The sequence below is a fragment of the Cutibacterium porci genome, from assembly GCF_009696315.1.
Classification (GTDB): Bacteria; Actinomycetota; Actinomycetes; order Propionibacteriales; family Propionibacteriaceae; genus Cutibacterium; species Cutibacterium porci.
The window spans coordinates 1-26,183 of sequence record NZ_VUMG01000001.1 but is presented as its reverse complement, the minus strand read 5'-3'; the positions used below and the strand labels follow the sequence as shown (position 1 = coordinate 26,183).

21 protein-coding genes, 1 tRNA gene, 1 pseudogene and 1 CRISPR repeat array are annotated in these 26,183 nt (G+C 61.3%); of the genes and pseudogenes, 15 read left to right on the top strand and 8 right to left on the bottom strand.

Annotated elements, in window-relative coordinates:
- The first annotated feature begins 48 nt into the window (after positions 1 to 48).
- Positions 49 to 762, top strand: coding sequence for a type 1 glutamine amidotransferase (locus tag FYJ43_RS00115; RefSeq protein ID WP_154560923.1), 714 nt, complete (start codon positions 49 to 51; stop codon positions 760 to 762).
- Positions 763 to 808: 46 nt separating this feature from the next.
- Here FYJ43_RS00115 and FYJ43_RS00110 read toward each other — a convergent pair whose 3' ends face one another.
- Positions 809 to 2,689 carry a potassium transporter Kup gene (locus tag FYJ43_RS00110; protein ID WP_154561995.1) on the bottom strand — a complete coding sequence of 627 codons (1,881 nt, stop codon included), beginning with the start codon at positions 2,687 to 2,689 and terminating at the stop codon, positions 809 to 811.
- A 198-nt stretch (positions 2,690 to 2,887) separates the two neighbouring features.
- Complete coding sequence (locus FYJ43_RS00105; RefSeq protein ID WP_154560921.1) at positions 2,888 to 4,783, bottom strand: alpha-amylase family glycosyl hydrolase; 1,896 nt, start codon at positions 4,781 to 4,783, stop codon at positions 2,888 to 2,890.
- A 51-nt stretch (positions 4,784 to 4,834) separates the two neighbouring features.
- Between FYJ43_RS00105 and FYJ43_RS00100 the strand changes: the two genes are divergently transcribed.
- Positions 4,835 to 5,404: a YbaK/EbsC family protein gene (locus FYJ43_RS00100; protein ID WP_326833193.1), complete on the top strand. Its 570-nt coding sequence runs from the start codon at positions 4,835 to 4,837 to the stop codon at positions 5,402 to 5,404.
- A 152-nt stretch (positions 5,405 to 5,556) separates the two neighbouring features.
- On the opposite strand, the gene upp is transcribed toward FYJ43_RS00100, so the two are convergent.
- Positions 5,557 to 6,183, bottom strand: coding sequence for a uracil phosphoribosyltransferase (gene upp / locus FYJ43_RS00095; protein WP_154561993.1), 627 nt, complete (start codon positions 6,181 to 6,183; stop codon positions 5,557 to 5,559).
- A 171-nt stretch (positions 6,184 to 6,354) separates the two neighbouring features.
- Here upp and FYJ43_RS00090 point away from each other — a divergent pair, with 171 nt between their 5' ends.
- The 5 genes from FYJ43_RS00090 to FYJ43_RS00070 all read left to right on the top strand — a co-directional run bounded on the left by FYJ43_RS00090 (position 6,355) and on the right by FYJ43_RS00070 (position 10,680).
- Positions 6,355 to 6,996, top strand: a complete 642-nt coding sequence (locus tag FYJ43_RS00090) for a tRNA adenosine deaminase-associated protein (protein WP_154560917.1) — start codon at positions 6,355 to 6,357, stop codon at positions 6,994 to 6,996.
- 36 nt (positions 6,997 to 7,032) lie between these two features.
- Complete coding sequence (locus FYJ43_RS00085) at positions 7,033 to 7,482, top strand: nucleoside deaminase (RefSeq protein ID WP_195839845.1); 450 nt, start codon at positions 7,033 to 7,035, stop codon at positions 7,480 to 7,482.
- Complete coding sequence (locus tag FYJ43_RS00080) at positions 7,479 to 8,888, top strand: lipopolysaccharide biosynthesis protein (RefSeq protein ID WP_326833192.1); 1,410 nt, start codon at positions 7,479 to 7,481, stop codon at positions 8,886 to 8,888. Before FYJ43_RS00085 ends, FYJ43_RS00080 begins: the two co-directional genes overlap by 4 nt.
- A 64-nt stretch (positions 8,889 to 8,952) precedes the next feature.
- Positions 8,953 to 9,040: transfer RNA gene (locus FYJ43_RS00075), tRNA-Ser, on the top strand.
- A 125-nt stretch (positions 9,041 to 9,165) separates the two neighbouring features.
- Positions 9,166 to 10,680 carry a potassium/proton antiporter gene (locus tag FYJ43_RS00070; protein ID WP_326833290.1) on the top strand — a complete coding sequence of 505 codons (1,515 nt, stop codon included), beginning with the start codon at positions 9,166 to 9,168 and terminating at the stop codon, positions 10,678 to 10,680.
- Between the two features lie 12 nt (positions 10,681 to 10,692).
- Here FYJ43_RS00070 and FYJ43_RS00065 read toward each other — a convergent pair whose 3' ends face one another.
- Both FYJ43_RS00065 and FYJ43_RS00060 read right to left on the bottom strand, forming a co-directional pair.
- Positions 10,693 to 11,247 carry a LytR C-terminal domain-containing protein gene (locus tag FYJ43_RS00065; RefSeq protein WP_195839844.1) on the bottom strand — a complete coding sequence of 185 codons (555 nt, stop codon included), beginning with the start codon at positions 11,245 to 11,247 and terminating at the stop codon, positions 10,693 to 10,695.
- The gene (locus tag FYJ43_RS00060; RefSeq protein ID WP_326833191.1) at positions 11,234 to 11,545 is read right to left on the bottom strand and encodes a type II toxin-antitoxin system VapB family antitoxin; all 312 of its coding nucleotides are present in this window, start codon (positions 11,543 to 11,545) and stop codon (positions 11,234 to 11,236) included. The genes FYJ43_RS00065 and FYJ43_RS00060 overlap by 14 nt, the downstream gene beginning before the upstream one ends.
- Positions 11,546 to 11,680: 135 nt before the next feature.
- Between FYJ43_RS00060 and FYJ43_RS00055 the strand changes: the two genes are divergently transcribed.
- Together FYJ43_RS00055 and FYJ43_RS00050 are read left to right on the top strand one after the other, a co-directional pair.
- A complete protein-coding gene (locus FYJ43_RS00055) occupies positions 11,681 to 12,850 on the top strand; it encodes a MalY/PatB family protein (protein WP_154560907.1) in 1,170 nt (389 codons plus the stop codon).
- A gap of 144 nt (positions 12,851 to 12,994) precedes the next feature.
- Positions 12,995 to 13,825 carry a PRC-barrel domain-containing protein gene (locus FYJ43_RS00050; protein ID WP_154560905.1) on the top strand — a complete coding sequence of 277 codons (831 nt, stop codon included), beginning with the start codon at positions 12,995 to 12,997 and terminating at the stop codon, positions 13,823 to 13,825.
- A 69-nt stretch (positions 13,826 to 13,894) separates the two neighbouring features.
- Here FYJ43_RS00050 and FYJ43_RS00045 read toward each other — a convergent pair whose 3' ends face one another.
- Positions 13,895 to 14,953: a septal ring lytic transglycosylase RlpA family protein gene (locus tag FYJ43_RS00045; protein WP_154560903.1), complete on the bottom strand. Its 1,059-nt coding sequence runs from the start codon at positions 14,951 to 14,953 to the stop codon at positions 13,895 to 13,897.
- 377 nt (positions 14,954 to 15,330) lie between these two features.
- Between FYJ43_RS00045 and FYJ43_RS00040 the strand changes: the two genes are divergently transcribed.
- The 4 genes from FYJ43_RS00040 to FYJ43_RS00025 are packed head-to-tail and all read left to right on the top strand — an operon-like array spanning position 15,331 to position 19,263.
- Complete coding sequence (locus tag FYJ43_RS00040; RefSeq protein ID WP_154560901.1) at positions 15,331 to 16,578, top strand: alpha/beta fold hydrolase; 1,248 nt, start codon at positions 15,331 to 15,333, stop codon at positions 16,576 to 16,578.
- Positions 16,579 to 16,623: 45 nt separating this feature from the next.
- A complete protein-coding gene (locus FYJ43_RS00035; RefSeq protein WP_154560899.1) occupies positions 16,624 to 17,337 on the top strand; it encodes a hypothetical protein in 714 nt (237 codons plus the stop codon).
- The gene (locus FYJ43_RS00030; RefSeq protein ID WP_154560897.1) at positions 17,334 to 18,116 is read left to right on the top strand and encodes an NAD-dependent protein deacylase; all 783 of its coding nucleotides are present in this window, start codon (positions 17,334 to 17,336) and stop codon (positions 18,114 to 18,116) included. Before FYJ43_RS00035 ends, FYJ43_RS00030 begins: the two co-directional genes overlap by 4 nt.
- A 34-nt stretch (positions 18,117 to 18,150) precedes the next feature.
- Positions 18,151 to 19,263: an HNH endonuclease family protein gene (locus FYJ43_RS00025; RefSeq protein WP_229771539.1), complete on the top strand. Its 1,113-nt coding sequence runs from the start codon at positions 18,151 to 18,153 to the stop codon at positions 19,261 to 19,263.
- 569 nt (positions 19,264 to 19,832) lie between these two features.
- Here the strand turns inward: FYJ43_RS00025 and FYJ43_RS12120 are convergent.
- Positions 19,833 to 20,888 (bottom strand): L,D-transpeptidase family protein, encoded by a 1,056-nt coding sequence (locus FYJ43_RS12120; protein WP_229771538.1) that lies wholly within the window; start codon positions 20,886 to 20,888, stop codon positions 19,833 to 19,835.
- 481 nt (positions 20,889 to 21,369) lie between these two features.
- Positions 21,370 to 23,358: an oxidoreductase gene (locus FYJ43_RS00010; RefSeq protein ID WP_154560893.1), complete on the bottom strand. Its 1,989-nt coding sequence runs from the start codon at positions 23,356 to 23,358 to the stop codon at positions 21,370 to 21,372.
- A 969-nt stretch (positions 23,359 to 24,327) separates the two neighbouring features.
- Between FYJ43_RS00010 and FYJ43_RS00005 the strand changes: the two genes are divergently transcribed.
- Positions 24,328 to 24,759: a hypothetical protein gene (locus FYJ43_RS00005; RefSeq protein WP_154560891.1), complete on the top strand. Its 432-nt coding sequence runs from the start codon at positions 24,328 to 24,330 to the stop codon at positions 24,757 to 24,759.
- A 170-nt stretch (positions 24,760 to 24,929) separates the two neighbouring features.
- Positions 24,930 to 25,292 (top strand): annotated as a pseudogene (locus tag FYJ43_RS12505) (hypothetical protein); the annotation flags it as partial.
- A gap of 87 nt (positions 25,293 to 25,379) precedes the next feature.
- A CRISPR array of direct repeats spans positions 25,380 to 26,147; the repeat unit is 28 nt; unit sequence GGCTCACCCCCGCATAAGCGGGGAATAC.
- Between the last annotated feature and the right edge of the window lie 36 nt (positions 26,148 to 26,183).

Sequence of the window (26,183 nt, the reverse complement as noted above, 5' to 3'; positions counted from 1 at the left end):
AACAATTCCGACACACGGCAGTTACACAACGTACGTAGTGTTTTCGCCATGACGCGGATCTTGGTCATCGTCCACGAGCCTTCGTGCAGCTCAGGCAGACTTGGACATTTTTGGCGCGGGGCCGGGGCAGAGGTCATTGAAGTCAACGCCTGGACTCAGCCGGTGCCACCGGTTGCTCAGGCCGACGCGCTCGTGGTTTTAGGGGGCTCGATGGGCTGTCACGACGACGCTGAGGCTCCATGGCTCGCCCCTACTCGCAGACTCATCGCCCGAACGGTGAAGACGGGCACGCCTTTTCTCGGTTTCTGCCTGGGCCATCAGCTCGCCACTGTTGCGCTAGGAGGACGGGTTTGCACCTGCGACCACTTGTGCCTCGGGCCAGCCGAGATGCATCTGACCCCCGATGGCGAACAAGACCCACTGCTGTCGGTTTATCAGGGACATCGCGGGATTCATTTCAACAATGACGTTGCCGTCGTCGTGCCCGAGGGCGCTGTCTTGCTGGCGAGCGATCCCTCTGGTCAGGTTGAGGCGGTGAGTTTTGCCGAGCGCGCATGGGGAGTTCAGTTTCATCCCGAGTGCACCCCTGACATTTTTGACGGCTGGACTATCGGTCACACCGAGGAGGGCTGGAACCAGCGCCTGCCCTGGGCAGATGCCGTATCAGCAGCAGAGGCGGTGCGCTACGACGTCGACGTTGCCACCGTTGGAACAGCTTTCGCGGCGCGATTCTTAGAGCTTGTGGACCCCGAGAAACGGTGATTCCCGAAGCACGGTTGGGCCTCGGGAATCACGCTAGGTGTCGCCGTCACAAATTGACGGCCTCGCCCATCACCACTGCGCGAGTACGCGGTATGCGAAAGACGCGAGTACGGTCGGCTTGGTTGCGCGACATGGCGATGTAAAGCATCTTCCGCCAGCCGGCCATGCGTGCACCCTGCCGCGGTTCGTCGCGCTTGACGTCTACCAGGGAAAGGTAATAGATCGCTTCGTCGAGATGGTCCTTGAGGACAGGGCATGTGGCTGCGGCTAGGGCTAGCGCCTTTGGGACGTCCTGGGAATCGGCGAATCCGACGTGGCATGCGATGTACATGATGCCGTCGGCCGGTCTGCCGAGATCTACCAGCTCAATCCGGTTAACGTGGCGCACGTGCGGAACATTCTCCACCACGATCGAGATGATGACATTGTGCTCGTGTAGCACATGGTTAAACCTGAGGTTGTTGAGCAAGGCTAATGGGGTTGTCGCCCGGCCTGGATGCGGGTACACGGCCAAGCCAGGGACGCGAGTGGGCTGTGCCTCGTGCATCCAGTCGAGGAAGTCGTCTAGCGACCCCTCGTCGTTTTGCCGCTGCGTGGAGATGTAGGCGGTGCCGCGCCGCCACGTCGTCATGATGGTGACGACGGCAGCCGCAAACAGTAGTGGAATCCAGCCGCCGAAGGCGATCTTCAGCAGGTTGGCAGAGAAAATCGACAGCTCGACGCCTCCGATGACGACACCAAAGAGGATGAGGGCCCACATCGGCCAATGCCATGCCCGGTGAGCCAGTACCAGGAACAGGGTCGTCGTCAACAAGAAGGTGCCGGTGACGGCTAGTCCGTAAGCCGTAGCCAGCTTCGACGACGTCTGGAAGATGAGGATGAGGGCTAACACACCGGCGAAAAGGATCCAGTTGATTTCCGGAATATAGATCTGGCCTCCCTCGGACTTCGAGGTATGACGCACCCCTAGACGCGGCAGCAAACCTAGGCGGGCAGCTTCCGAGCTCATTGAGAACGCCCCGGAGATGACCGCTTGGGAGGCAATGACGGTGGCTATCGTGGCGATGACCACCAGTGGGATGGTTGCCCAGCCGGGGGCCATACGGAAGAACGGGTTATCGATCCAGTCGGGATGCACCAGAATCATGGCGCCTTGACCCAGGTAGTTGAGGAGCAAGCAGGGCAGCACAAGGCCAAACCACGCCAGTCGGATCGACGGCGCCCCAACGTGGCCCATGTCGGCATAGAGTGCTTCGGCACCGGTGATCGTCAAGACGACTGCGCCCATCGCGATGAAGGACATGCCTGGGCGTTCGACGGCGAACAGGATCGCCCAATGCGGAGACAAGGCTGTGATGACGACCGGATGGCGGATGATCCACGGAATACCCAAGGCCGCCAAGGTGAGAAACCATATCGCCATGACTGGCCCGAAGGCCTTGCCGATGGCCTGCGTCCCCCGTCTTTGTACCAGGAACAAGAGGGTGAGGATGATGACTGAGGCTGGCAGGACGATCTTCTCGGCATTCGGGTTAGCCACCGTCAGGCCTTCCACCGAGCTCATGACGGAGATTGCTGGGGTGATGAAGGAATCGCCATAAAATAAGCCGGCCCCGACGATGCCAAGGAAAAGGGCGGTAACGCCAGTGCCCTTGTGGCTGGCCATGAGTCGACGTACTAAGGCCATGAGAGCGAGGATGCCACCTTCGCCATCGTTATCAGCACGCATAACGAATATGACGTATTTGACGCACACAACGAGCAAAATCGACCAGAAGATCATCGAGATAATCCCCATGACGTCACCGTGGGTTGGGCGCACTGCATGGTTCTCCATTGAGAACACTGTTTGAAGAGAGTAAAGGACCGAGGTGCCGATATCGCCGAAGACGACTCCCAACGCGGCTAGGGCTAGTCCAGGCTTCATGGCTCGGATCGGTTCACGATCTGCGATTGGCTGGGTGGTTTTGACCACCGTCTGCCGTGCATGGCTGCGAATCACTCAAGAAAGTATGGACCCAATAGTCTCAAGTGCAAATTGGTTAAAGGGTCAGACTTATTGCCGGGAAAAGTTACTGTGACTTCCCCGGCTATATTGTCTGACTTTTAAGATGTGATGACGCCGTTACGCCCGCGACATAATAACGGCGCTATACGGTGGCAAGACGAGGGTAGCTGAGGCGGGATGGCCGTCATAGTCATCCTCGATGGCGTCAAACCACTCGGGCACATCTACCCCGCCGAAGACATCCGAATACACCTTCGCGTCGGAGTTGAACCTCGTTACCCAGCGGCCAGCGGCCGGCATGCCTACGGTGTAGTCGCCCCACGTCGTGGAGCCGAGATTCACTGCCACGACCACGTCGTCATGGCGGCCGCCGTCAGCCCACCGGTGGAAGGCGTAGACGTGATTGTCCGGGTGCAAATGCAACGTCTCTACATGCTGGCCGGTGAGGCCCTTGGTATGGCCCTGCTCGTTGAGGCGCAGGGCGACGAGGTCGCGGTACATCCGGAAGATGCCCTTGAACTGAGCGTTTCGATCCCAGTGCAGCGGCACGGTATCGCGGAACCACTCGCCTTCTAGGAACTCCTGGCCTTGGAAAATCATCGGCAGCCCTGGCGAGGTGAGCACCAACGCTGCTCCCAACGTGGAACGTTTCTGTGCGTAGTAGCCGGTGGGGTCGTCGTCGTTGACCTCCTGTGGCACGCGGGCTGAACCATTCGCAACTTCGTCATGGGATTCGGTGTAGATGACCCTGGAGAAGGCGTCACCATACGAGAATTCGACGGCGTCGCGGACGGCATCCATGTCGCGGGCCTCGTCAGAGGCTGCGATGACGGCCGCGCGAATCGGGTGGACGAAGTGGTTGTCCCACTGGGCGTGGAACGCGGCACCGTCGTCGGCGGTCGAGACAACCTTCGGCTCACCGTGCAGATCTTCAGCGATAGTGATCGCCTGGGGGAACTTCGCGCGGATTTCGGTGTTGATCCAGCGAGTGAGGCTCCAGCCCTCGGGGATGTTCATGTCGCCCGCGTCAACGCTGCGCATGTACGGCGTCATGTCGTAGCGCAGACCGTCGGCGTGGAACTCTTCCAGCCACATCATGGCGTTGTCACGGATGAACTCGCGCACCTCGCCGCGGCCGTAGTCGGGGCGGGTGTCACCCCACGGGGTAGAGGACCTCCAGTCGTTGTAGAAGTAGATTCCGCCCTTGTTGTTCTCGCTCCACCCGTCGAACTGCCACAGGTCAAGGTCTGAGGGGCCGAAATGGTTATAGACGACGTCGATAATGACCGCCAGACCGTGCTTGTGGCAGGCCTTGACAAGATCGCGTAGTTTCTCCGGGCCGCCGTAGGCGCTCTCGACGGCAAAAATGTGGGCAGGGTTGTATCCCCACGAATAGTCGCCGGCAAACTCCATGAGAGGCATGAGTTCGATGGCGTTGACGCCCAGGTGGGAGAGGTGGTCGATTTTAGACTCGACGTCGGTCAGATCTGCGGGTTTGCTGTCGTCGGGATCTTTGTCGAAGAACGTACCGACGTGCATCTCATAGATGACAAGCTCGTTCATCGTCGGGGGAGTGAAGTTGTCGCCCTCCCAGTCGTACGCGTCGGGGTCGGTGATGATGCCGTTGCCGATCGAACTGGTCACGTGGCGGGCGTAGGGATCGATCCGAGAAATCACCTGCTCGCCGTTGACGAGAACGAAGCGGTACTCATCGCCGACCTTCGCTCCGGCGGCATGGCCATACCAGTATCCGTTGTTTTCGCTGATGAGCTGGAACTGTGCTGATCGGACCTTCTCGGCGTCGCTCTTGTCGCCCACTGGCTGGGCTTGCCAGTCGTCAAAGGCCCCCGTGACGGCGACGGCTTCAGCGTGCGGGGCCCACACCCGGAAGGCCGCTCCGCCGTTGATGAGGCAGACGCCCATACCTTTGGCGCGGCGTGCGTAGTCAGTGGGGATGGGATCATTGGCGTTCGGCAGAGAGCTGGCGCGGTTTGCGGTCGTGTCGTCGGTCATCGTTCTCCTTGTCGTCGAAAGCAACCACAGCTAACGGTATCCGTCCGCGGTGTGAGAGATGGCCTCGTCAACGGGGCGACCGTGGCTACGGTGGGCTATATGTACGACTCCGTAGAACACCTGCCTGCTGCCGATCACCCCGAGCTGCTGGCTGCGACGGTTGCCGGTCGAGCCGCCGAGTTGCCGTCGGCAGTCGTTTTCAGTATTGATCCCGCAATTGCTGACACCGATGCGCTGTGCGAGGCGTTCGGTGAGGGCCCTGAGACGTGCGCCAACTGCGTCATCGTCAAGGGGAAGCGCGGTGACGTCGAGAAGTACGTTGCATGCCTGGCTTTGGCGACGACAAGGGTCGACGTCAACAAGGTCGTGCGTAAGAAGCTCGACGTCCGCAAGGCGTCCTTCGCCCCGATGGACGAGGCAGTAAGCATGTCAGGAATGGAATACGGCGGTATTACCCCGGTAGGGCTGCCCGCTGAATGGCCGATCTGGATCGATCCGCGAGTGGCCAGAGCTGAGGCGCTGTGCATTGGATCAGGGTTGCGTAGTTCCAAGCTCATCGTCAGTGGGGCCGATTTGGTCCGTCTGCCCGGTGCCGAGGTTGTTGAGGGACTGGCGAACTGAGGTTCCCTCTGCGAGGTTACCGAGGTGGTCCATCGCAGCGGCTGCGGCCCCATCGGCTCGAGGGATTTGTGCTGGGGGATCCTGGCTTGCCAGCGCGGCGATCTCGCGGAGCGCTACTAGTGGGGCTGCTCAAAACCGGACGGGGCTGGGCGTCACTCTGCCAGGCCGTACAGACGGTCACCGGCATCGCCGAGACCTGGGACGATGTAACCGTGCTCGTCGAGGTGATCGTCAAGACCGGCGACGATGAGGTGACAGGGGACGTCAAGGTCGCTGACGAGCTTGCGGAAATTCTCGATGCCCTCGGGGGCGGCCAGGATGCACAGGCAGGTGATGTGGTCGGCGCCGCGACGAACCAAAAACTCGACGGTACCGCCAAGGGAACCGCCGGTAGCCAGCATCGGGTCGAGGACGTAGCACTGGCGGCCCGAGAGGTCCTTGGGAAGGCGCTCGGCGTAGGTCATTGGTTGAAGGGTCTCTTCGTCGCGGGTCATGCCGACGAAGCCGACTTCAGCGGAGGGGATGAGGCGCATCATGCCTTCGAGCATTCCCAGACCGGCGCGCAGAATCGGAACCACGAGGGGTTTCGGGCGGGCCAGGGCTACCCCCTCAGTGGTCGCGAGCGGCGTCGTGACGGTGGTTGGTTCGATGCGCACTTCGCGGGTGCCCTCGTAAGCCATGAGGGTGACAAGTTCTTCGACGAGCTGGCGGAATACCGGACTAGGGGTGTCTACCGAGCGCAACAAGGTCAACTTGTGAGAGACGAGCGGGTGATCCATGACATTGAGTTCCACAACTCCAACCTTGGCATATCGGGCGAGTGAAGGAGCATTGCACCCTGGAGAACGTGGTGGCAAAACGAGAATGTCATGGGTAAATCGGCCATGCGACTATCTCCCCGGCCCGATCTCTGCAACGATGGAGACGTTCGCCGCCCCAAGGAGGTCGTCATGTCCCGGTTCAACGATGACGAGTTTGTCCCCGACGATGGCGTCAAGCCCTTCGACGCCGATGACTATGACGAGCTCGACGATTACGACGAGTTGTCCGATGATGAGGACGACTACGGCGATGAGGATGCCGACGACGATGACTACGATGACGACCTCGAAGACGCCAGCGAGGACGAGATTGACCTTGTCGTCGCCCTCTATAACGATGACGGCGAGCGCGTGGCAGTTCCGATGGAACCGATGCTCGCCAACGACTTTGATGAGCTCATCACCCAGCTGAGGCGTTTGCCTGGTGATGCGGGAGCCGTGGGCATGGTCTCCATCGACCACCAGTTCTATGTCATCGTTCGGGTGCGGGGCCGTAACGTGCAGGCTTTCCTCTCCGACGCTACCCAGGCCAATGATTGGCCGATAGCCCGCGATGTTGCTGATTTTCTCGGTGAGGACATTCCCGATCCCGACGACGATCCCGAAACCATGGGTGACGGCGACATGTTTGCCGACGCCGGGGTGGGGGAGTTTGACATGGAGGCTTTCGCTGACACCGACGAGGACTCCGACGAGATCCTGGCCGACATTGCTGCCCGGGTTCATTTCGGGCCGCAGTTCGAGCGGGCCGCTAACACGTCGGTGCGCTGACCTGTGGCTGTCCCGATGCCGGTTTGGCGGCACGCTATGGCCCAGGCCCTCGACGTCGCTCGTCGCGCTGCCGCATGGGGTGATGTCCCTATTGGTGCCGTGATCCTCGGTTCTGACGGTGAGATCCTCTCTCAGGCAGGCAACGAACGTGAGCTTACCGGCGACCCGACGGCCCATGCCGAGGTCCTTGCTATCCGCCGTGCGGCCGAGGTTCGTGACAGCTGGCGGCTCGGTGACTGTACCCTCGTCGTCACGCTAGAACCATGCACTATGTGCGCCGGAACCATCGTTGCTGCCAGGATTCCAAAGGTGGTCTTTGGGGCTTTCGATCCGAAAGCTGGTGCCGTGAGTTCCCTGTTCGATGTCATGCGCGATCCGAGGTTGCCGCACCGGCCCGAAGTGGTCACAGGTGTGATGGCCGAGGAGTCGGCCACCTTGTTGCGTGAATTCTTTGAGGGGCATCGGGCCTGTACCGTGGACGGGTGACCAACACGACAACGGAACCGACGCCAGCGGAATCCGGGGTGACGTCAACCGCAGGTGGCAAGCGGGTGCGGTTCCCCCGAGTTCATGCGTACATTCAGCGCCACGAGTTCCTTGCATCGGTGACAAAGGTTATTGGCGGCACGGGCACGGCTCAGCTCATTGCTGCCCTCGCCACCCTCTACGTCACCCACCACATTGACCCGTCGGACTGGGGCATTTACGGCGCCATCATGGCGGTGTCTCAGTTTGTCATTCCCGCTGCCGCCCTGCGCTACGACATGGCCATCGTGCTGCCGCGTGACGACTCGGAGGCTAAACGGGTGCTTCGACTGGCCACCCGTATCAACGTCATTGTGTCCACGCTCGCGATGCTGGCCATGATCCCGCTCGGCCCCTACCTCAGTGGTTTGTTGGGCAAACCCGAGGCCCGGTGGTGGCTGCTGGCGGTCGGGCCGATCGTCTTTACATATGCCCAGGTGAGCGTCGTGAATTACTGGGCTAACCGGCGCAAACACTTCGGTGTCATCGGAACCAACGCGTTGTGGTGCCAGTCGACGACGGCTGTGGGACGAATTGCGTCCTGCATGGTCTCCCTGGGGGCTTTTGGTCAGGTTATCGCCACCTTCCTGGGCAAGTGTCTGGCGCTCAGCAATTTCCGACGACGGCTGGGCCCGGATTTGCGTAGCGTCGAGGAAGCCGAGATTCCGCTGCGCACCCTGATGCGCAAGTATCGGCAGTTGCCACTTTTGACGGCACCTAACGTCATTGTCGACGCTATTCGTCAGCAGGGCGTCAACATGATCATTATGGTCAAGTTTTCGACGTCGGGGTATGGACGGTTCTCGATCGCGTGGACGCTCATGCAGATGCCGGCGTCTGTCATCAACCAGGCGCTATCCCAGGTGTTCTTTCAAAAACTGTCGGTATCTGACGCCGGCAGGTTCTATGAGACTGTCAAGAAGTCGGTGGTGAGGTCTTTCCTCATCGGCATCGTGCCCTTCGGGCTGCTGTACCTGCTGATCCCGCCGGTGCTTCCGTGGCTGCTGGGTGCAAAGTTCCACCAGTCGGCTGACATTGCGGTGGCGCTGGTGCCGTGGCTGTTCGTCAATTTCGTCACCTCGCCGATCTCGAACATGTTTATCGTGACTCGAAATAACGCCATTGCGCTGATTTTCGCGATTATCTACGCGGTGGTGCCGTTGACCTACCTGAATCTCAGCACGCTGTCGATTGTCGGGACGATCTACCAGATGTCCTTCATCATGGCTGGGCTCCTGGTGTTCTACATCGGGCTGGCCCTCGTGGTAGCGAAGAGATACGACCGAAAGAACGCGAAGGTCGACGGCGAGGTCGAGGCTGCGCAAGAGGCCGAGATCGCATGCGAGGATGAGAACAACCGGTCCTGACACGTAGACGACGCGTGATACGTGGATTTTGGTGTGCCGTGGCCGATTCGCTACCCTTGCTTACGGTGACGTGTCTGAGCGGCCGAAAGTGCCCGCCTCGAAAGCGGGTGTAGCGAGAGCTACCGAGGGTTCAAATCCCTCCGTCACCGCCATGTCAGTCCCGGGGATGCACCATCTCCGGGACTTCGCTATATCTCTGGGATCTCGCCATGTAGCGGCACCGTCAACGGGTTCCTTCTCGACTGGGCGCAAGGAGTCATTTTGCCCGGCTGCAATAATAGGAGTTATGCAGCCTGCCGACCTCGCACTGTTCCTCGGCGCCGTCGTTGTTCTGCTCGCTGCTTTCGCGGCCCGGATCGGTACCCGCCTCGGTCTACCGGCACTGCTGCTATTCCTGCTGGTCGGTATGCTGCTTGGCCCGATCGGATTTGGAATCGACTTCAACGATCTAGCTTCCGCACACGCCATTGGTTTTGCCGCTCTCGTGCTCATCCTTGCCGAAGGTGGACTCTCGACGAACTGGAAGGACATCCGACCGGCATTGGGCCCGGCAGCGTTGCTAGCAACCCTGGGAGTCGGGGTCTGTTTTGGTGTCATGACGCTACTTGGCCATTACGTGCTTGGCTTGCATTGGAGCGTCGCCGCCTTGCTCGGTGCAGCCACCGCGCCCACTGATTCCGCCGCCGTCTTTTCTGTGCTGCGAGGGGTCTCATTGCCGGATCACCTGAGGTCTGTACTGGAGGCTGAGTCAGGCCTTAATGACGCTCCGACGGTTCTCGTCGTCATTGCTCTGACAGGGGTCGCCACGGGGGAGTCGAGCGCTGGCGTCTTTCCTCTCCTCGGGTCAATAGCGGTCCAGCTCATCGGCGGTATCGCAGTAGGGCTGCTTGTAGGGTGGGTAGCCGTCAAGGTCAGTCGCCGCGTCAGCCTGCCATCAGCAAACCTGTACGCCATTGCCGCTATGGCATGGGCCGTCACCGCCTATGGCATGGGCGTGTGGATCGGCGTCTCCGGGTTTTCGGCGGTTTACGTTGCTGCCGTTGTGATCGGCAATGGCGATCTTCCGTACCAACACACCACACGGTCGTTTTCAGAAGGCATCGCGTGGATCTGCCAAATTGGCCTATTCGTCATGCTCGGCCTGTTGGCCAACCCTGATCGCCTCACCTGGAGCTCGATTGGGGTGGGTGTTGCTGCCGGTTTGCTGCTCACTTTCGTTGCGCGCCCGATAGCGGTGGCCGCCTGCACAACGTGGTTTGGGTTCCGTCGCAACGAACGGCTCTTTATGTCATGGGCTGGCTTGCGCGGCGCCGTGCCGATCATTTTGGCCACCATTCCTATGGCGGCCCACATGGATCGTGCCGACGAATTCTTCGATGTCATCCTCGTACTCGTCGTCGTCTTCACCTGTATCCAAGCCCCGACCCTGCCTGCCGCAGCAAATATTCTCGGCGTCGTCGATCCTCAGCTGGCGAAAGACGTCTCGATCGAGGTTGCGCCCCTCGACGAGATCGCTGCCGACTTACTGCAAGCCGACGTTCCTGAGGGGTCGCGCCTGGCCGGGGTGGCAATCCGCGAGTTGAGGCTGCCGCGTAACTGTGTGGTCTCCCTCATCATTCGCGCGGATCGATCCTTCACTCCGCACGCCGGAACGACGCTGGAACAGGGCGATGAGCTGCTTATCGTCGTCGCTCAAGGGCAGCGTCGCACTGTCGTCGAGAGGCTTACCGAGATTGGTCGGGGAGGTCGTCTGGCACGCTGGAACGGTCTGCGAGTGCAGGCTAGCGACTGAGCTGCGAGGTGTTTAGGAGGGCTGCTGCCCCGGGGTCGCGAGCATGGATGGTGCCGGGGAGGGGGACGGCAGACATACCGGCCCGTCGACTTTCACGAACTTCGGTGCATTCGTTTTGACGTTTGGGTCGCGATCACCGATCACCACCTCGACTTCATGGTCGACGCGTTTGGGATCCGATTTCACGACTGCCCCCGGGAAATAACCGGCAACGAGTCTGACCTCGGGGTTCTTTGCGTCTTGCCCGATGATCGTGACCGTCCTGACGCTCGGATCACGGTTAGCCACCGAGTCGATGATGAAACCCACATTGGCAAGCTGTTTTGACACGCTACCTGCCAGCCCTCGGGTATGCCCTGAGTTGTACACCGAGACTGTGACGTCTTGGGTGGTCAACTTGCCCTTGACGTCCTGCGTGATGCAAGGGGTAATAGGCGGCGGCGGAACGGGAGCACTCACAGCTTTCCATCCGACGCGGATGGCCACCGCAATGAGGATGACGAGGGCTAGCAGGGTTAACGGGGTCCCCGCCATCCTCACATAATGGCGACGTTCATCGGAAGTCATGATGGCCGTTCAGGTCGAGAACACGAGCGTGGAGGGTTTGGCGCTGCTGCAACGCGGCGCGCAACGCACGGTGCAGGCCGTCTTCGAGGTAGAGGTCGCCATTCCAAGCCACGACGTGGGCGAAGAGGTCCCCATAGAAGGTGGAGTCATCTTCGAGGAGATTTGCTAAATCAAGGGTGCTCTTCGTCGTGACCAGCTGGTCCAGGCGCACCTGAACGGGTGCCAATTGGGACCACTGCTTCTGCGCGTACCCGTGGTCAGGGTATGGACGAGAGTCACCGACACGTTTGAAGATCACGCACCGATCCTACAAGCTCCTCCTGCGCGATCCCGGCAGACAGGCCTGGAGAGTATGTGACAGGCTGGGAAAGACACCGGCAGGGCGTCGCCGTCACCGAGCGCCGCCTCAGGCAAGGAAGATGGAAGGACGGCAATGACTGGCTTTGATTTTGACAGCCCCACAGTCGAGTGGCTGCGCTCCCGAGGCACAGCGAGGTGGCATGACGTTGCTGAGGGGGTCATCCCGTTGTGGGTAGCCGAAATGGACTTTCGGGTTGCCCCACCGGTGCAGCAGGCCATCGAGTCCACCGTCGCGAACCATGCCTATGGCTATCCGCGCGACAACGGGTTGCGTCATTCCTGGGCGGCGTGGGCGCATAGGGTGCAAGGCCTGGCCATTGACCCGCTGAAAGTGCGCTATGTCCGCAACGTCCTTTCCGGTGTGCAGTTGGCCATTCGCACCTACAGCAGCCCCGGTAGCCCAGTTGTGCTGCCTTCGCCGGCCTATATGCCTTTTTGGGATGTGCCAGGGCTGGAGGGCCGCGACATTCTGTCGGTGCCGATGGTGGATTCCGACTTTGGCTGGACCCTCGACCTTGACGGCATTGACGATGCCTTCGCTCAGGGAGCTGAATCGATCATTTTGTGTCAGCCCTACAACCCACTCGGCCGCGTCTTTACCGCCGACGAGTTGCGGGGGCTTGCCGAGGTCGTCGATCGTCATCACGGTTTCGTCATCTCCGACGAGATCCATGGACCGCTGGTGCCTGTTTGTGACAGCCGCAAGGCCTCTGTGCCGTACGCGAGTGTCAGCGAGCTGGCAGCCTCCCACTCGGTGCTGGTGTCGTCGGCGTCGAAGTCGTTCAATGTGCCGGGCCTGATGACAGCCTTCGTCACGCTCTTTACCGACGATCAGGCGCACATGTGGGATGAGAAGGTTCATCCGCTGGATACTGAGGGTGTCACCACGATCGGGATGGCGGCCAACAAAGCTGCCTTTGATTCTGGTCAGGAATGGCTCGATGCCGTCAACTGTTACATCCATGACAATGCGGTGTGGCTATCGCAAGTCTTGGCGGACGAGTTACCGGGGGTGTCTTACCGGATACCCGAGGGCACCTATCTGGGCTGGCTTGATTTCAGCGCCTACGAGCTGCCGACCGCTCCGGGGCAGTGGCTGTTGCGTCACGCCCGTATCCGTCTCAATGATGGGCCAACGTTCGGCCCTGGCGGTGAGGGGCACGCGCGTATCAACCTTGCCACCCCGCGCTACCTGCTTGAGGAGGCCGTCGACAGAATGATTGCCGCGATGAGCGCACGCTGACGGCAGATGAATCACATTGACCACGCAAAGCACACTTAGTTCGAGACGCGCCCGGCGGCGTTTCGACAGTTGCCCGGCGCGGTATGACAAGCTGAAGGAAAGAGCACGCGTATGCGTGGACGCCCCCTAGCGAGAGGTCGATACATGGACATCAGCGCCATGGATCCCAAGGACATTCCCGGACTGTTTGATGCCGAGGTCGTTGGACCAGACGGTGAGAAGGTCGGGACGGTCCAGCAGATCTTTGCCGACGAGGTCACCGGAGCCGTGACCTTTGTGACGGTGCTTTCGGAGGGTCGCGAGCATTTCATTCCGGTGCGAGGTGCCGAGTACTCGACGAGCCAAGTTAATGTCCCGTTTACTCGTGACCTCATTGAGACCGCTCCCGAGGCATCCGAGGAGGACGACCTTTCGCGCGACCGTGAGGCTGAGGTCTACGGGCATTACGGCATGGAGCCTGCTCGTCGTTCTGGTCTAGAAATTGACGATGACTCAACTATCGCTCAGCCTGGACGCGGCGCCGTAAGCGACGTCGTCGAGGCGGATGTGGTTGAACCCGGCGATGTGGTCGACGACGAGGCTCATCAGGACACCGTCATTACCCCGATCGTTGGGGCTGACATTGGTTCTGACGAGTCGGCGCCGAGTGTTGACAATGGCGACGAGGATAGCAGTCCTCAGGTGCCCAGCGATGGCCAGGTGCCCAGCGACGACCAGCATGACGAGGAGGTTCGTCTTGCCGGGACCGCCCCAACGATGGGGCTGCCTGCGGGTGCCAAACTGCGTCGTTACGTCGTCACCGATGTGGTGACTGTGCAGATTCCGGTGCGCCGCGAGGTGGTGTGCTGGGAGGACTCCGAGGGCAATATTCACGAGCTCGACAGAGTCGAGGCCCCCGAAGAGGCTAAAAAGGTTGGAGTTCCGGGGCAGGCGACCTGGTGGTTTAACGATGGCCCTGACGCCCCAGCTGGCTGATGCGACAAAGCCGTAACTAAGTGAGCCCCGGGGGTGATCCCCGGGGCTCACGTCGTCACATCGGCTTGGTCAGGACACCTTCTCGTAGGTCACGTCGGCGACACCAGCGCTTGGCGACGAGATCTGGGAGAAAGCGGCTGGCGATAGGTCAAGGCAGCGCCCAGAGACGTAGGGACCACGGTCATTGATGCGCACCACAACGGACTGCCCATTGGCCTTGTTTGTGACCTTCAGGCGGGTGCCGAAAGCGTAGGTCTTAGAAGCAGCTGTCAAGGCCGACGAGCTGAAAGACTCACCGGATGCGGTTTGAGTGTCGTCGTAGAAGGAGGCCTCACAGCTTCCGGCGATACCACTCGTGGAAACGTCGGAGGATGAATTGCGGGTCGAACGGTTCGCTGAGCGGGAGGTGCTCGAGGAGTGACGCTGCGTCGCCTCATCCTGGCTGTCCTCGGTGTTACGATCGGCGGCTTTGCGGGCGGCGGCCTTCTCGGCCTCCGCAGCGCGCTGGGCGTCGGCCTTCGACTTGAGCAGGCTCAGGGTGACAGCGTCGGTGACGCCAGTTTGCTTAAGGGCGTTGGCCCGCTGGAAGACCTTGACGGAGTTGGTAGTGGACGGGCCGTAGGGCAGACCGACCCACTTGGCCGGGAAGTAGTTGAGGCTCGACAGATCGCGCTGGACAGCCTTCGAGCGGGCGTTATGGTCACCACGCTGGGCGTAGATGCCGACGGGACGGGTCACCTTAGTGATGAAACGGGTAGCAACCCACGCGGTTTTACCGCGGTAGTTGACCGGCGTCCAACCTTGCACATCCTGACCGATAATAAGGAGTTTGTCGCCGGGATGGATGAGCCCGTAACGCTTGTAGTCAGTGCTGTGGCCAGAGCGAACATTGAGGTGAACGCGGGAGAGCGCAAACTGGGCGTTGTAAGGCGTGGCGCGCTTGGCCTGCTTGGTCGGCGCCTTCTTGGTCTGCTGGGCGGGAGCCTTCTCAGCATGAGCCCCAGGGGTGCCGGTGGGGGCGGCGTGTGCCTCCTCGGCGATGGTGCCCATGACGGCGAGACCCGCCGCAGCAGTCAGGGCGACTGTGCGCTTAAAGGTCGTCCCGGCATTGGTCGAGGTGTTGGTCATGCGATGTTCCTTCCGAGCGTTGCCGCAGGTTCAAGGGCTTGTTGAACTGTACGTGTTCCTGAGAGATTCTCAAAATCCGTTCAGTCTTAGTGAGTGGCTGACGCCTGGTAGCTTCTGCTGAAGACGCCCCTGGAGCCCTGTGACAAGGTACGACGGTAGTCCCACATCGGCGCGCATGTGATGAAAAACTGAGAAAATACTGAGGGTGTGGTCTCATTTCTTGGACTCTGTGACGGCTGCCGCCTCGTCGCGGGTGCCGTCGGCCATGGTCAACTGCCTTTCGGCTGGAGTGGTTGTGGCAAAGCCATGGCCGAGTCCTCGGTAGATGACCTCACGAGGTGGTGGGGCTGGGCGTCGAGACCTCTTAGGCTAATCCCATGACGTGGAATCGCAATATCCCTGGCCTTCTTACCGACGACGTCCGCCTGAGAGTCCCGCTGGATCACAGCAACCCCGACGACCTGCGCACTATTGAGGTCTATGCGCGTGTTGTAGCCACCCCCGACGGCACCGACAAGCCTTACCTGGTGTTCCTACAAGGTGGACCGGGATGTGAGTCCCCTCGCCCGACGCTGGCGGACCCAGGGTTTCCCGGATGGTTGTCGCGCGCCCTCCAGGATTACCAGCTTGTCCTGCTCGATCAGCGCGGCACAGGGTTGTCGTCTCCGGTGAATGAGCCGGTGGGGGATGCCGCCAGCCAGGCCGAATACCTCACCCACCTTCGAGCCGACGAGATCGTTGAAGACTGCGAAGACATTCGACGCCACCTCGGTATTGGGAAGTGGGCGGCGCTGGGGCAGTCCTTTGGTGGGTTTACCTTGCTGAGATACTTGTCCACCCATCCAGAGTCGTTATCGGCTGGCTACTTTACGGGTGGTTTGTCGGCGGTCGGGCGATCCGCTGACGACATCTACACTGCTTGCTACCACCAGCTGCGTGCCAAGTCGCTGGAGTATTACAAGCGTTTCCCTGCAGACCGGGCGCGGTTCGCTGAGTTGATGACATTGGCTGAACAAGGGGAGATCACCACCCCGAATGGTGACGTGGTGTGCCCCTCGCGGTTGCGGTCGCTAGGACATCTGCTGGGCGCTTCAGGTGGGGCTGAGAAGTTGCACTATCTGCTGGAATACCCGCACACGTCGAGGGCGTTCCGCCATGATCTGGCTGAGCTATTGCCTTATGGCGGGCGTAACCCGCTATACGCCGTCATCCATGAGTCGTCCTATGCCGACGGTGTTGTCACCGATTGGTCGGCTGCCCGGATGCTGCCGGAGGACTTTCAGGAAGACCCGACTCTGCTGACCGGCGAGCACGTGATGCCGGAGTGGTTCGACACCGACCAGGAACTGCGGCCTTGGAAGGAGGTCGCAAACCTCATCGCGAATCATCCGTGGCCGAAGCTGTATGACCGCGACGTGCTTCAGAGTGCGCAGGTGCCGTGTGCGGCGGCGGTGTATCACGACGACGCGTATGTGCCGCGCGAGTTTTCTCTGGAAACGGCGGCCTTGTTGCCTCAAATGCACGCCTGGGTGACGACCGAATACGAGCACAACGGGTCAAATGCGTCGGGCGGAGCGGTGCTTGATCGCCTGATCAAGCTTGCGAACGGCGAGATTGCTAGATGATATCGGGTTAATATCCTGGGTCGACGATAAGAAGGATGAACGACCATGAACTCTAAGGCGCGCACTTCCTGGTGCGATCCCGAGGCCCTCGGAGCTCCGCTTCCCGAGACTGACGAGGTGGAAGCCGATCCGCAAACCGTGCAGATCCCGCCCGCAGAGTCCTTTGAGGTATTGCGTCAGGTCAGTGAGGAGGAGCTGCGAGCTCAAGAGCGGGGCGAACAGCTTGATCCGTTGGAGTCGGGACGGGCCGCAATTTCTATCGCCTTGACCCCACTATGCCAGCTAGAGGGTGCCGTTATGCTCGGTGTCAGCGTGCTAGAGGCTGCCGTCAAGCGGGTCGAACAGGTTGACGACGACGCGGTTGAGGTTTACCTGCCAGATTGGCTTTTCGACCGCGACGGCCTCACCGCCGCCGACGTTCCCGGCCTGCTCGTCGAGCGGGTGCGTCGTGACTTGGCTGACCCGGTTGTCGTCTCCACTATGGGCGACGAGGCCGTCGAGCAACTGCGTAGCGGTCTGTCAGCGATCCTCGCAGCCCAGCGTCGTGACGCCGAGGAATTTAGTCGATATGTCAACCCCGATGTTGATCCTGAGTGGATCATTGACGGATGCCAGGAGATCTGCGTCGCCCTGGCTGCTCACGCTGCAACGATCGGCTGGCAGCGGCCGGAGGTTGACGTCTCCAATGTTTTCGCGAGCCTCGACATGAGCCGAGATCCTGACCTCGTTCGAACCTTGTTGAGGCAAGCCCGACGATGACCGGGGAACAACTCGCAGGATGGATCGACGAATCGACGTCGACGGTGTTTTTCGGCGGCGCCGGAATGTCCACCGAGTCGGGTATTCCGGATTTCCGCTCGGCTGGCGGGCTTTACACTATCCGGCACGACGTGCCTTATCCCGCGGAATACATGCTCAGTCACGGGTGCTTGGTTGAGCATCCGGGGGAGTTCTTCGACTTCTACCGCACCTACCTCGTCCATCCCGAGGCCAAGCCCAATATCGGTCACCGTGCGCTGGCTGCCCTGGAACGGGCCGGGAAAATATCGGCGATTATCACTCAGAATATTGACGGCCTGCATCAGGAGGCTGGGTCCCGTCACGTGATTGAGTTACACGGGTCGATACATCGTAACCGCTGTGTGAATTGTGGGAGCGCGCATTCACTTTCGGTGATTATGGACACTCCCGGAATTCCGCGGTGCTCGTGCGGGGGGATGGTGCGTCCTGAAGTGGTTTTGTATGAGGAATCCCTGCGGAGCCAGGATCTCGACGACGCCATGACCGCGATCAGTACCGCTGACCTGCTTATCGTTGGAGGGACGTCGCTCAACGTTTACCCGGCCGCAGCCTTGTTGAGGTTCTTCCGTGGCCGTCACCTGGTTCTTATTAACCGCGAGGATACCGGTTACGACCGAGCAGCCGACCTTGTTATTCGCGGTGGTTTGGGCGAGACATTATCGGCTGTTCAACACGCCATTATGGTGAGGGGTGAGAAAAGCGCACCAACCGGAGGTGCTTATGATGAGACCGGCTAGCACTAGGGCGCCTCATCGACCGAGTAGGAGTCTCATGGCGGGTCATCGTGAGCATGTTAAGGGGTCTGGACTATGGAGGCGGTCAGGTGGTCTGCTAGCTGTTGCGGTCGCGCTGGCGGCAGTGTCTGCTTGTGGGGTCGGTGACGCTGCGCACATGGCCGCTAGCCCTTCGGTAGCTGTCAGCACTCAAGCGTCACGTCATGCGGTAACTGCCACGGTGACGCCTAGGCCCACGGCGACAGCCACTCCGTCCCCCAGCGCGAGTGCATCGGCCATGAAGCATGCCGCTGGTACAGCATTGGCAGTATTGCAGGCGTTACCGGTGAAAGGACGGGCCCCTAAGACGAGTTATAGCCGCGCACAATTCGGGCAACGCTGGGCGGACACGGATCGTAATGGATGCGGCACCCGTGATGACATCCTTAATCGTGATCTGGCTCGTGTGACCCATAAAGCTGGCACTCATGACTGTGTGGTCACTTCCGGTGTCCTGCGTGACCCGTATACGGCTACGACGATTAGTTTCCGTAAGGGCAATGGCACGTCCGAGGCGGTCCAGATTGATCATGTTGTGGCCCTGTCTGATGCCTGGCAAAAGGGTGCTCAGAACACTAGTGCCGCTGATCGTCTTCGGCTGGCTAATGATCCGCTTAATTTGTTTGCTGTTGATGGTCACGCAAATCAGGCCAAGAGTGACAGTGACGCGGCGACGTGGCTGCCCGCGAATAAAGCTTTTCGATGCCAGTACGTGGCCCGTCAGGTGGCGGTGAAACGTCAGTATCGGCTGTGGGTGACTCAGTCGGAGCACGATGCGATCGCTTCTACTCTGGCGGGGTGCAAGAACCAGATGGTGCCAGCGGCTGTCGCGCCAACGGTGACATGGACGTCTCGTCCGGCCTCGACGACGGCCACAGCTAAGTCGGCTGCTAAGCCTAAGGCCAGAAAAGCAGCCCCGAAAAAGACTGCCACCAGGAAATCCGAACAGCAGCACACCAGTAAGGTGCAGCCCCGCAATGACAGTGGCGACTTATCTCACGTCCATGGCGGGTCATTTTGCTCTGACACTGGTGCCCAGGGAGTGAGCTCAAAAGGTACGGTTCTGACCTGCAAGACAGCCAAAGATGGTCGTCTCAGGTGGAAGAAGTAAATGCCCTCGTGTGAACTGACTCGTTGGCGCTGTCGCGTGATGGTGGGCGTCATAAGAGTTGGTTATGGGGGCAGCACCGCGTCCGTGTGTGTTGTGCATCAAACTGATGGAGGAACTGGCCGTCAAGCTTGACATTTTTGACGACGATCCCGGCCTGCCTGCATGTGCAGAGACCGAACGGGGGTACGGGGAGCGTTATGTGGTTGAGTCGAGCCGCTGGCTGATGACGGCCAAGATCAACCAGGGGAGTATGGAAAACCCAAGAACGCGGTCGGCTTAGGGAAACGAAATGCCCAGCTGGGTTGGACAAGGGTTTTCCTGATCTGGCGTCAGTTGTGTACTTCCGGAGGATTCCGTACTGGTCCGAGACGTACTTTGGGCGCACGTGGTGTGATTGGCTGATTCCGCACGCAATCTTTCTCCGATGGGCTCAGCCTGGGATGTGGGTGTGGTGCACGTTGCCGTGCCGCAAGCAGCGGCTGCAGCTGACGCGGCTGCCGGGCATGAGGACAAGCTGCAAAGGCTGGTCGAAAAATAGGGGTTACGGGAATCGGCTGTGCTTATCACCGTCACCCTCGAATAACAATGCGGGGATTCTTCGCAGGGTCAAGCCAGCGAAGTGTGTGAGTCAGTTCCGATAGTGAGTCCAACCCGACACACCCAGCGGTATAGCTCGTCGCATAGTGCAAGAAAATCGCCGAACCTGAGCCCGCACCATGACGCACCCGCGAGTAGTAATTAAAGTCCAGGGCGGCAGCCTGAATGTACTGCTTGCCCACATAGTCGGCCAAGTGCTCATTCTTCGACCGTGACAGCGAGCCGCAGTCTTGCCGCCACCGGTTATAGTCACTCGCGGCAGGATCCCCGATCCACCACGAGCACGCATTGATCCGCCGATACGGCAGCTTCGTCCCCGGATCACCCGAGCCGAACGCCATCACAAACCCATACGTGCCCGAGGGCGTCGTCATATCCCCCTCCACACGACGAGACCCCGGCCTCACCCCATGCTTACCGAAATGGACCGTGACACCCCCAACGGATACTTGCCTCCATCCGCGTGAAGGGCCCTCCCACTCGTAGCGAATCCACGTGCCCCGCGACCCCGACGTCCGATCGGCGACCATCACCTGCTGCGACGTACGCGCCGACACACCCGTACCCGGCGCATACACCGACACCGTCGATGTGGCCGCATGAGTCGCACTACGACGAGGGCGGGCACGCCGGGACTCGCTGGCCTGAGACAGTGACGACGATCGCGCCCGATGCACCGCTACCGCGTGAGAGGTGGCCCGCACCCGGTCAGGAGCAGCCACGTCATGGCGCGACGAGGCCGACGGACGACCACCCATCCCTGCCTGCCGCTCGCTCACGGAGCGCCCATGCTCAGATGCGCGAGGCGTCACAGCCGCAGCCGCACCCACCTTGCCCGCCGACGTCGCCAGACTCGACGAGGCCGACGGGGAAGGTGACAGTGAGCGGTGGCGTGCCAGCGTTGAGGGCGAGGCCGACGGGAGTGACGAGGCTACCGTGCCTGCGGGCACCCCGGACTGCTGCTGGTGGGTACACCCGGTAGCAGCAACCGCAATCACCGCCACCAGGGTCGGAAAAGCTTTACGCATTATTGGTTCCTAACGCTTGTTGCGGTCACAATGACATTACTGTCCCACATCCGATGACCGGCACGACCAGTCTCGCGGCCACCGCACGTCACCAGGATCACACGACGAGGACCAGCAGAGGTGCCCCACACCCAGTCGGGCAGCCTCGTTTTCGGCGTCACGGTGATATCGGTCACGCGATACCGGTTGACCCGGCCACGATCACTGACGGCCACCTCATGACCAAGATGGATCGGCTCACCCTCGCATAAGCGGGGAATACCACGTCGCCGACGAACATGCCGTTCTGGGAGGTGCCTGGCCTGCAGCGCCGACGGATCGTCAGGTAACGGGCACAGACCCACGCTGGATGTCCGTCGATGGTGACGGGGCTCAGCCGTTGACAGAGATGCCCGTGACCGTGACGCGGTTGCCGCTGAGCAGCAGGCCGATGCGGTCGTGGTCGGCGAACCGACCACGACCCCACTTCGGGCACCGTGAGTCAGGCGTGCACTGCGGCCGTCCTGCCCGCTCGGAAGCCCGAGGCCACGGCCTCGGCGACCCGGGCCACGCCGGTGGCGTCGCCTACGGGGACCGCCTCGACCCCTTCGGTTGCAAGTTCCTGGCCGAGGGCGGCGTTCGGGCGCATGCCGATCGCGGTCACGACGGTGTCGCAGGGAACCTCGACACGTTCCTGCGCGGTGCCGAAGATCGCTTGATCGGGCGTCACCTCGAGCAGCTTGTGCCCTGTCTGGAGCGGAATCTTCGCCGCACGGAGGTGGGAGGCAACGGACTCCACGTTCTGACGGAAGGCTCCGGGGGCGATCGTGTCAGCCATTTCGTAGACGCCAATGACCTCGTGGCCGCGCTGGTGGAGCAGCTCGGCGGTCTCCAGGCCCGTCATCCCCGACCCGACGACGACGACGCGCCGGCCGACCTCCGCATCGCCCCGCAGGACGTCGATCGCCTCCACGACCTGCGGTAGGTTCATGCCGGGCAAGGCGGGGCGGAACGGCACCGCGCCCGTCGCGACGACGACGACGTCAGCCCCGAACCCGCGCACGGCGTCGGCCGTCATCACCGTGCCGAGTCGTACCTCGACGCCCGCACGGCGCAGCCGCTGTTCGTAGTTGTCGATGACCCAGCTCATGGGCTCCTTGCCCGGAGGGTTGCACCCGGGGCGCACCTGGCCACCGATCCGGTCGGTGGCCTCGGTCAGCACGACGTCGGCGCCGCGGAGGGCGAGCTGCTCGGCTGCCTCGCAACCCGACGGGCCGCCGCCCACCACGAGAGCGGAACGTCCCTCCAAGTCCCGCGCTGGCAGCGGCGGGAACTCACTCTCATGGCCGCACCGCGGGTTGAGGGCGCAGATGATGGGTCCGCTCCCGAGTGCCTGGAAACAGGCCATGCATCCCATGCAACGCACGATCTGGTCGTCGCGGCCCTCGATGGCCTTGACCCCCCACTGGGGGTCGGCCAGCCACGACCGGCCCATGGCGACGAGGTCGACGAGTCCGTCCTGCAGCATCTGCTCCGCCTGGCTGGGCATCCGGGTGATGGAGGTGCCCATGACGGGTATCGACACGGCGTCACGGACGGCGCGGATGATCGGGTCACGCCAGTTGCGCGGGGTGTTGATGGGCTCGATGATCGTCGTGCCCGTCTCGTAGGTGCCGGTCGAGACCGAGATGAGGTCGACGCCGACCTCTTCGAGACGCCGCGCGATCCGGGCGCCCTCCTCGACGGTGATGCCGACGCCAGGCTCGCCGATCGTCTCCATCATCTCGGACGCGGAGATGCGCACCGAGATCGGGAAGTCGGGGCCGCATACCTTGCGGATGCCCTCGATGATCTCGGTGACGAACCGCATACGGCCGTCGAAGTCTCCGCCGTAGCGGTCCGTGCGCCGGTTCGTGTACGGCGACAGGAACTGACACACGAGGTAGCCGTGGGCGCCGTGGATCTCGACCCCGTCGGCGCCCGCCTCCTTTGCGCGGCGGGCGGCCTGGATGAAGTCACCGACGAGGCCCTCCACCTCGTCGGTCGTGAGCTCGCGCGTGGGTGCCTTCGTGGTGCGCACTACGACCCCGGATGGCGACACCGTCACCCCGTCGGCGCACAGCGGGGGGATGCCCTCCGAGCCCGGGTGGTGGAGCTGGGCGAGGAACTTCGTGCCGGTCGAGTGGATCTGTTCGATCGCTTCCCGCAGGGGTGCGACGTGCTCGTCGCGCGTGAGGGCGAGCTGACGCGGCAACCCTGCGCCGTGGACCTCGTTGACCCGGATGATCTCGGAGACGAGGAGGCCGCAGCCGCCTCGCGCACGCTCCATCCAGTAAGCCGTCAGCCGCTTGCCAGGCGTGCCGTCAGGGTCTGCGAGATTGGTGCCTACCGGGGTCATCACCGTTCGGTTGGGAATGGTGAGTGACCCGATCGTGAAGGGGGTGGTCAGCAGCCTGTTCGCCCCGTGGACTTGTGCGGTGTCGTTGGTCATGGGAGTGCCTCCACTACGAGTGGTCTACGCTGCGTCATGGCAGCGTCCATGCTCATCGATGGTATGCGTTGCCTGCCGACGTTCCGCGGCCACCCCCCTCGAAAGGTGTGGCGGCCGGCGCTTCGTCCGCTCGATTCCCAGATTGCGTGCAGGTTCTTCTTGGCGTCATCCACGGGGCTTCACCCAGGTACTCGCTGCCATCGGGGGTGGCTCACTTGGGAGCTGGGACAACCCAGTCAGGTCAGGCCAAAGTGCTGCGGTCGAGGAGGGCTTGCCGGGTGGTTCTGGCCCCGCCGTCGGTCACTGACTGGTTGTCGGGCTTGGAGGGGTGCCGAGAAGACTGCGGTGATCAGGAGACGCTGGGGCCACGACGAGTGGGGACTGCGCTCCTGGTCAGCTGGGGACCGATGTCAACGGGAGTCTGCGGTCTCCTGCTTCCAAAGCAGACGTTCATTCACGTTCCTATCCGGCGGAGATTGGAATATCTGGTCCGGTTCTGCCATTTTCTCAGTTTTCTGAGAATGACGGTTAGGTCTTCCTGAATGTATGGGACTATCCGTCATGGCGGGGGATGGATTCTCGCAGCTCAGGGCCACTCCCGCGTAGGCGAGGAATTTGTGCGTGCTGGACACGATTCACCGAAAACAATAAAGCCACCCCCGCGTAGGCGGGGAATACAAGCCCACCGCTTCCACCAAGACCAGTCCCACATACGGCAGCAAACAAGCCCTAATGCATCCATGTCGTCAAAACAGCATGACTGCATCCCGTTTTTGAATTTAAGAATGCTAAGATACAAGTAGCGGCGGATATTAGGATTCAGTGATCGCACAAGACCGTTGACTTTAGGTCAACTTTCGTGGAGGGAGTGGACCGTGGTTCGACGTCGACGTGCCGACAATGGATTCTTTCAGCCGACCCTTGAGGAATGGTGGTCGCAACCGCAGCCACAGGAAGAGGAGGTCAGCAATGAACAGATACGCCAGCGAGACATGGAGAGCGTGGCAGATAGCCTGTCCGAGCCACGTGCAACAGATGAACAATCCCGAGGAGTTCTTCGAGAATCTGGGCCAGCAGGCCTCGATGATGATCAGCGAGTTGACACCTCAGTTGGCCGGACCGGACGAACCGGGGGAGACCTATTTTCACAAAGTTGGGAGGTTGAACCGAGCGAGGATGCAGGCCGAGGAAATAGTGCGAGCCGAGATTCTGGCACCTCCCGAGATCGAGGACGACGAGGAACTGAACGACCCGAGTCGTCCCGACTCGGACCCGATGTGGGGACAGGCCGGCAGCCCAGAGTCTCTGCGGAGTTGGGCAGAACGGATGGATCAGATCGACAGGGACAACGCGGAGATCGACGCCCAGTACCCGGAGGAAACCGACAAGATGAGTCACTGACGTCGTGGCAGGCCCCGCAAGAGCCGATCGTGCCAGCTACCCCAGTGGCCCGGTTCGACGCGAATGTGGCTGCAATCCGAGTGGCGCAGACTCTCCAGCGTGAACAGCGCGTAGCCACTGCTGACGAGAAGGATGTTCTCGCCCGGTGGTCAGGTTGGGGAGCCTCAGGCATGTCAGCCATCTTCGATGAGAGCCGAGCCAATCATGCCCACCGCCGGGAAACCCTTCACGAGCTCCTCGACTCCAACGCCTTCGCTGCAGCAAAACGATCCACAATCAACGCCCACTACACCGATCCGCGCATCGCGTCACGGATGTGGCACACCATGACCGAGTTAGGGCTACCCACCGACTCGCGCGTTCTTGAACCCGGTTGCGGATCGGGAACCTTTATCGGACTGGCCCCGACAGGTACACAAATGACCGGCGTCGAACTGGACCCCACCACTGCCTCCATTGCCGCAGCACTGTACCCCGACGCCAACATCCGCGCCGAGTCCTTCGCCGCCACGAGCGTCCCAGACGGCACGTTCGACGCCACAATCGGCAATGTCCCCTTCGCCGACATTCGTCTCCACGACCCCCGCTACAACCGGGCCAACCTGTCCATGCACAACTACGGCTCACCCCCGCATAAGCGGGGAATACGCCCTACATCGGGCTCCCCACTCCCCGAACCCCGGCTCACCCCCGCATAAGCGGGGAATACCCGTCCAAGGGCCTCAAAGGACAAACCCTGTCAGGCTCACCCCCGCATAAGCGGGGAATACGTTCGCTGAGCCGCAGCAAACGCCGGGTCCATGGGCTCACCCCCGCATAAGCGGGGAATACTAGCTGTTCCGCGCCAGAATGGGAAAAACGCTAGGCTCACCCCCGCATAAGCGGGGAATACACGGCCGTCCACTCGTCCGAGGTTGCGGAGACCTGGGTGTCGGCTCACCCCCGCATAAGCGGGGAATACCCACAAATTCACCCCGCCCGCCTATTTCTATACGGCTCACCCCCGCATAAGCGGGGAATACCCAGCCCGAAACTTGATTGGCGTCGCTCCGCCCGGCTCACCCCCGCATAAGCGGGGAATACAAATAGCGGATTCTTTGGATGAGTAGTCGTCTCGGCTCACCCCCGCATAAGCGGGGAATACATACTGGACAGTATTTTGAGGCCTGCTCAGCATGGCTCACCCCCGCATAAGCGGGGAATACCGGTGCAGCGACCACCGTCGCGCTCGATGATCCGGCTCACCCCCGCATAAGCGGGGAATACTTTTTGTTCCGCGGAGACTGTTTTTTGGGGATAGGCTCACCCCCGCATAAGCGGGGAATACTACTGCTGGGGCGTCGATGGCTCACGGCGTGTAGGCTCACCCCCGCATAAGCGGGGAATACTGCAGTTGTGGCGCTGCTGTGGGGTGAGACGGAGGC

What these genes read in the sequence shown, in the direction of transcription:
- FYJ43_RS00115 (WP_154560923.1), top strand. Translation starts at nt 49, where the DNA reads ATGACGCGGATCTTGGTCATCGTCCACGAGCCTTCGTGCAGCTCAGGC.
- FYJ43_RS00110 (WP_154561995.1), bottom strand. Translation starts at nt 2,689, where the DNA reads ATGAAGCCTGGACTAGCCCTAGCCGCGTTGGGAGTCGTCTTCGGCGAT.
- FYJ43_RS00105 (WP_154560921.1), bottom strand. Translation starts at nt 4,783, where the DNA reads ATGACCGACGACACGACCGCAAACCGCGCCAGCTCTCTGCCGAACGCC.
- upp (WP_154561993.1), bottom strand. Translation starts at nt 6,183, where the DNA reads ATGGATCACCCGCTCGTCTCTCACAAGTTGACCTTGTTGCGCTCGGTA.
- FYJ43_RS00090 (WP_154560917.1), top strand. Translation starts at nt 6,355, where the DNA reads ATGTCCCGGTTCAACGATGACGAGTTTGTCCCCGACGATGGCGTCAAG.
- FYJ43_RS00085 (WP_195839845.1), top strand. Translation starts at nt 7,033, where the DNA reads ATGGCCCAGGCCCTCGACGTCGCTCGTCGCGCTGCCGCATGGGGTGAT.
- FYJ43_RS00065 (WP_195839844.1), bottom strand. Translation starts at nt 11,247, where the DNA reads ATGACTTCCGATGAACGTCGCCATTATGTGAGGATGGCGGGGACCCCG.
- FYJ43_RS00055 (WP_154560907.1), top strand. Translation starts at nt 11,681, where the DNA reads ATGACTGGCTTTGATTTTGACAGCCCCACAGTCGAGTGGCTGCGCTCC.
- FYJ43_RS00050 (WP_154560905.1), top strand. Translation starts at nt 12,995, where the DNA reads ATGGACATCAGCGCCATGGATCCCAAGGACATTCCCGGACTGTTTGAT.
- FYJ43_RS00045 (WP_154560903.1), bottom strand. Translation starts at nt 14,953, where the DNA reads ATGACCAACACCTCGACCAATGCCGGGACGACCTTTAAGCGCACAGTC.
- FYJ43_RS00040 (WP_154560901.1), top strand. Translation starts at nt 15,331, where the DNA reads ATGACGTGGAATCGCAATATCCCTGGCCTTCTTACCGACGACGTCCGC.
- FYJ43_RS00035 (WP_154560899.1), top strand. Translation starts at nt 16,624, where the DNA reads ATGAACTCTAAGGCGCGCACTTCCTGGTGCGATCCCGAGGCCCTCGGA.
- FYJ43_RS00030 (WP_154560897.1), top strand. Translation starts at nt 17,334, where the DNA reads ATGACCGGGGAACAACTCGCAGGATGGATCGACGAATCGACGTCGACG.
- FYJ43_RS00025 (WP_229771539.1), top strand. Translation starts at nt 18,151, where the DNA reads ATGGCGGGTCATCGTGAGCATGTTAAGGGGTCTGGACTATGGAGGCGG.
- FYJ43_RS12120 (WP_229771538.1), bottom strand. Translation starts at nt 20,888, where the DNA reads ATGCGTAAAGCTTTTCCGACCCTGGTGGCGGTGATTGCGGTTGCTGCT.
- FYJ43_RS00010 (WP_154560893.1), bottom strand. Translation starts at nt 23,358, where the DNA reads ATGACCAACGACACCGCACAAGTCCACGGGGCGAACAGGCTGCTGACC.
- FYJ43_RS00005 (WP_154560891.1), top strand. Translation starts at nt 24,328, where the DNA reads ATGAACAGATACGCCAGCGAGACATGGAGAGCGTGGCAGATAGCCTGT.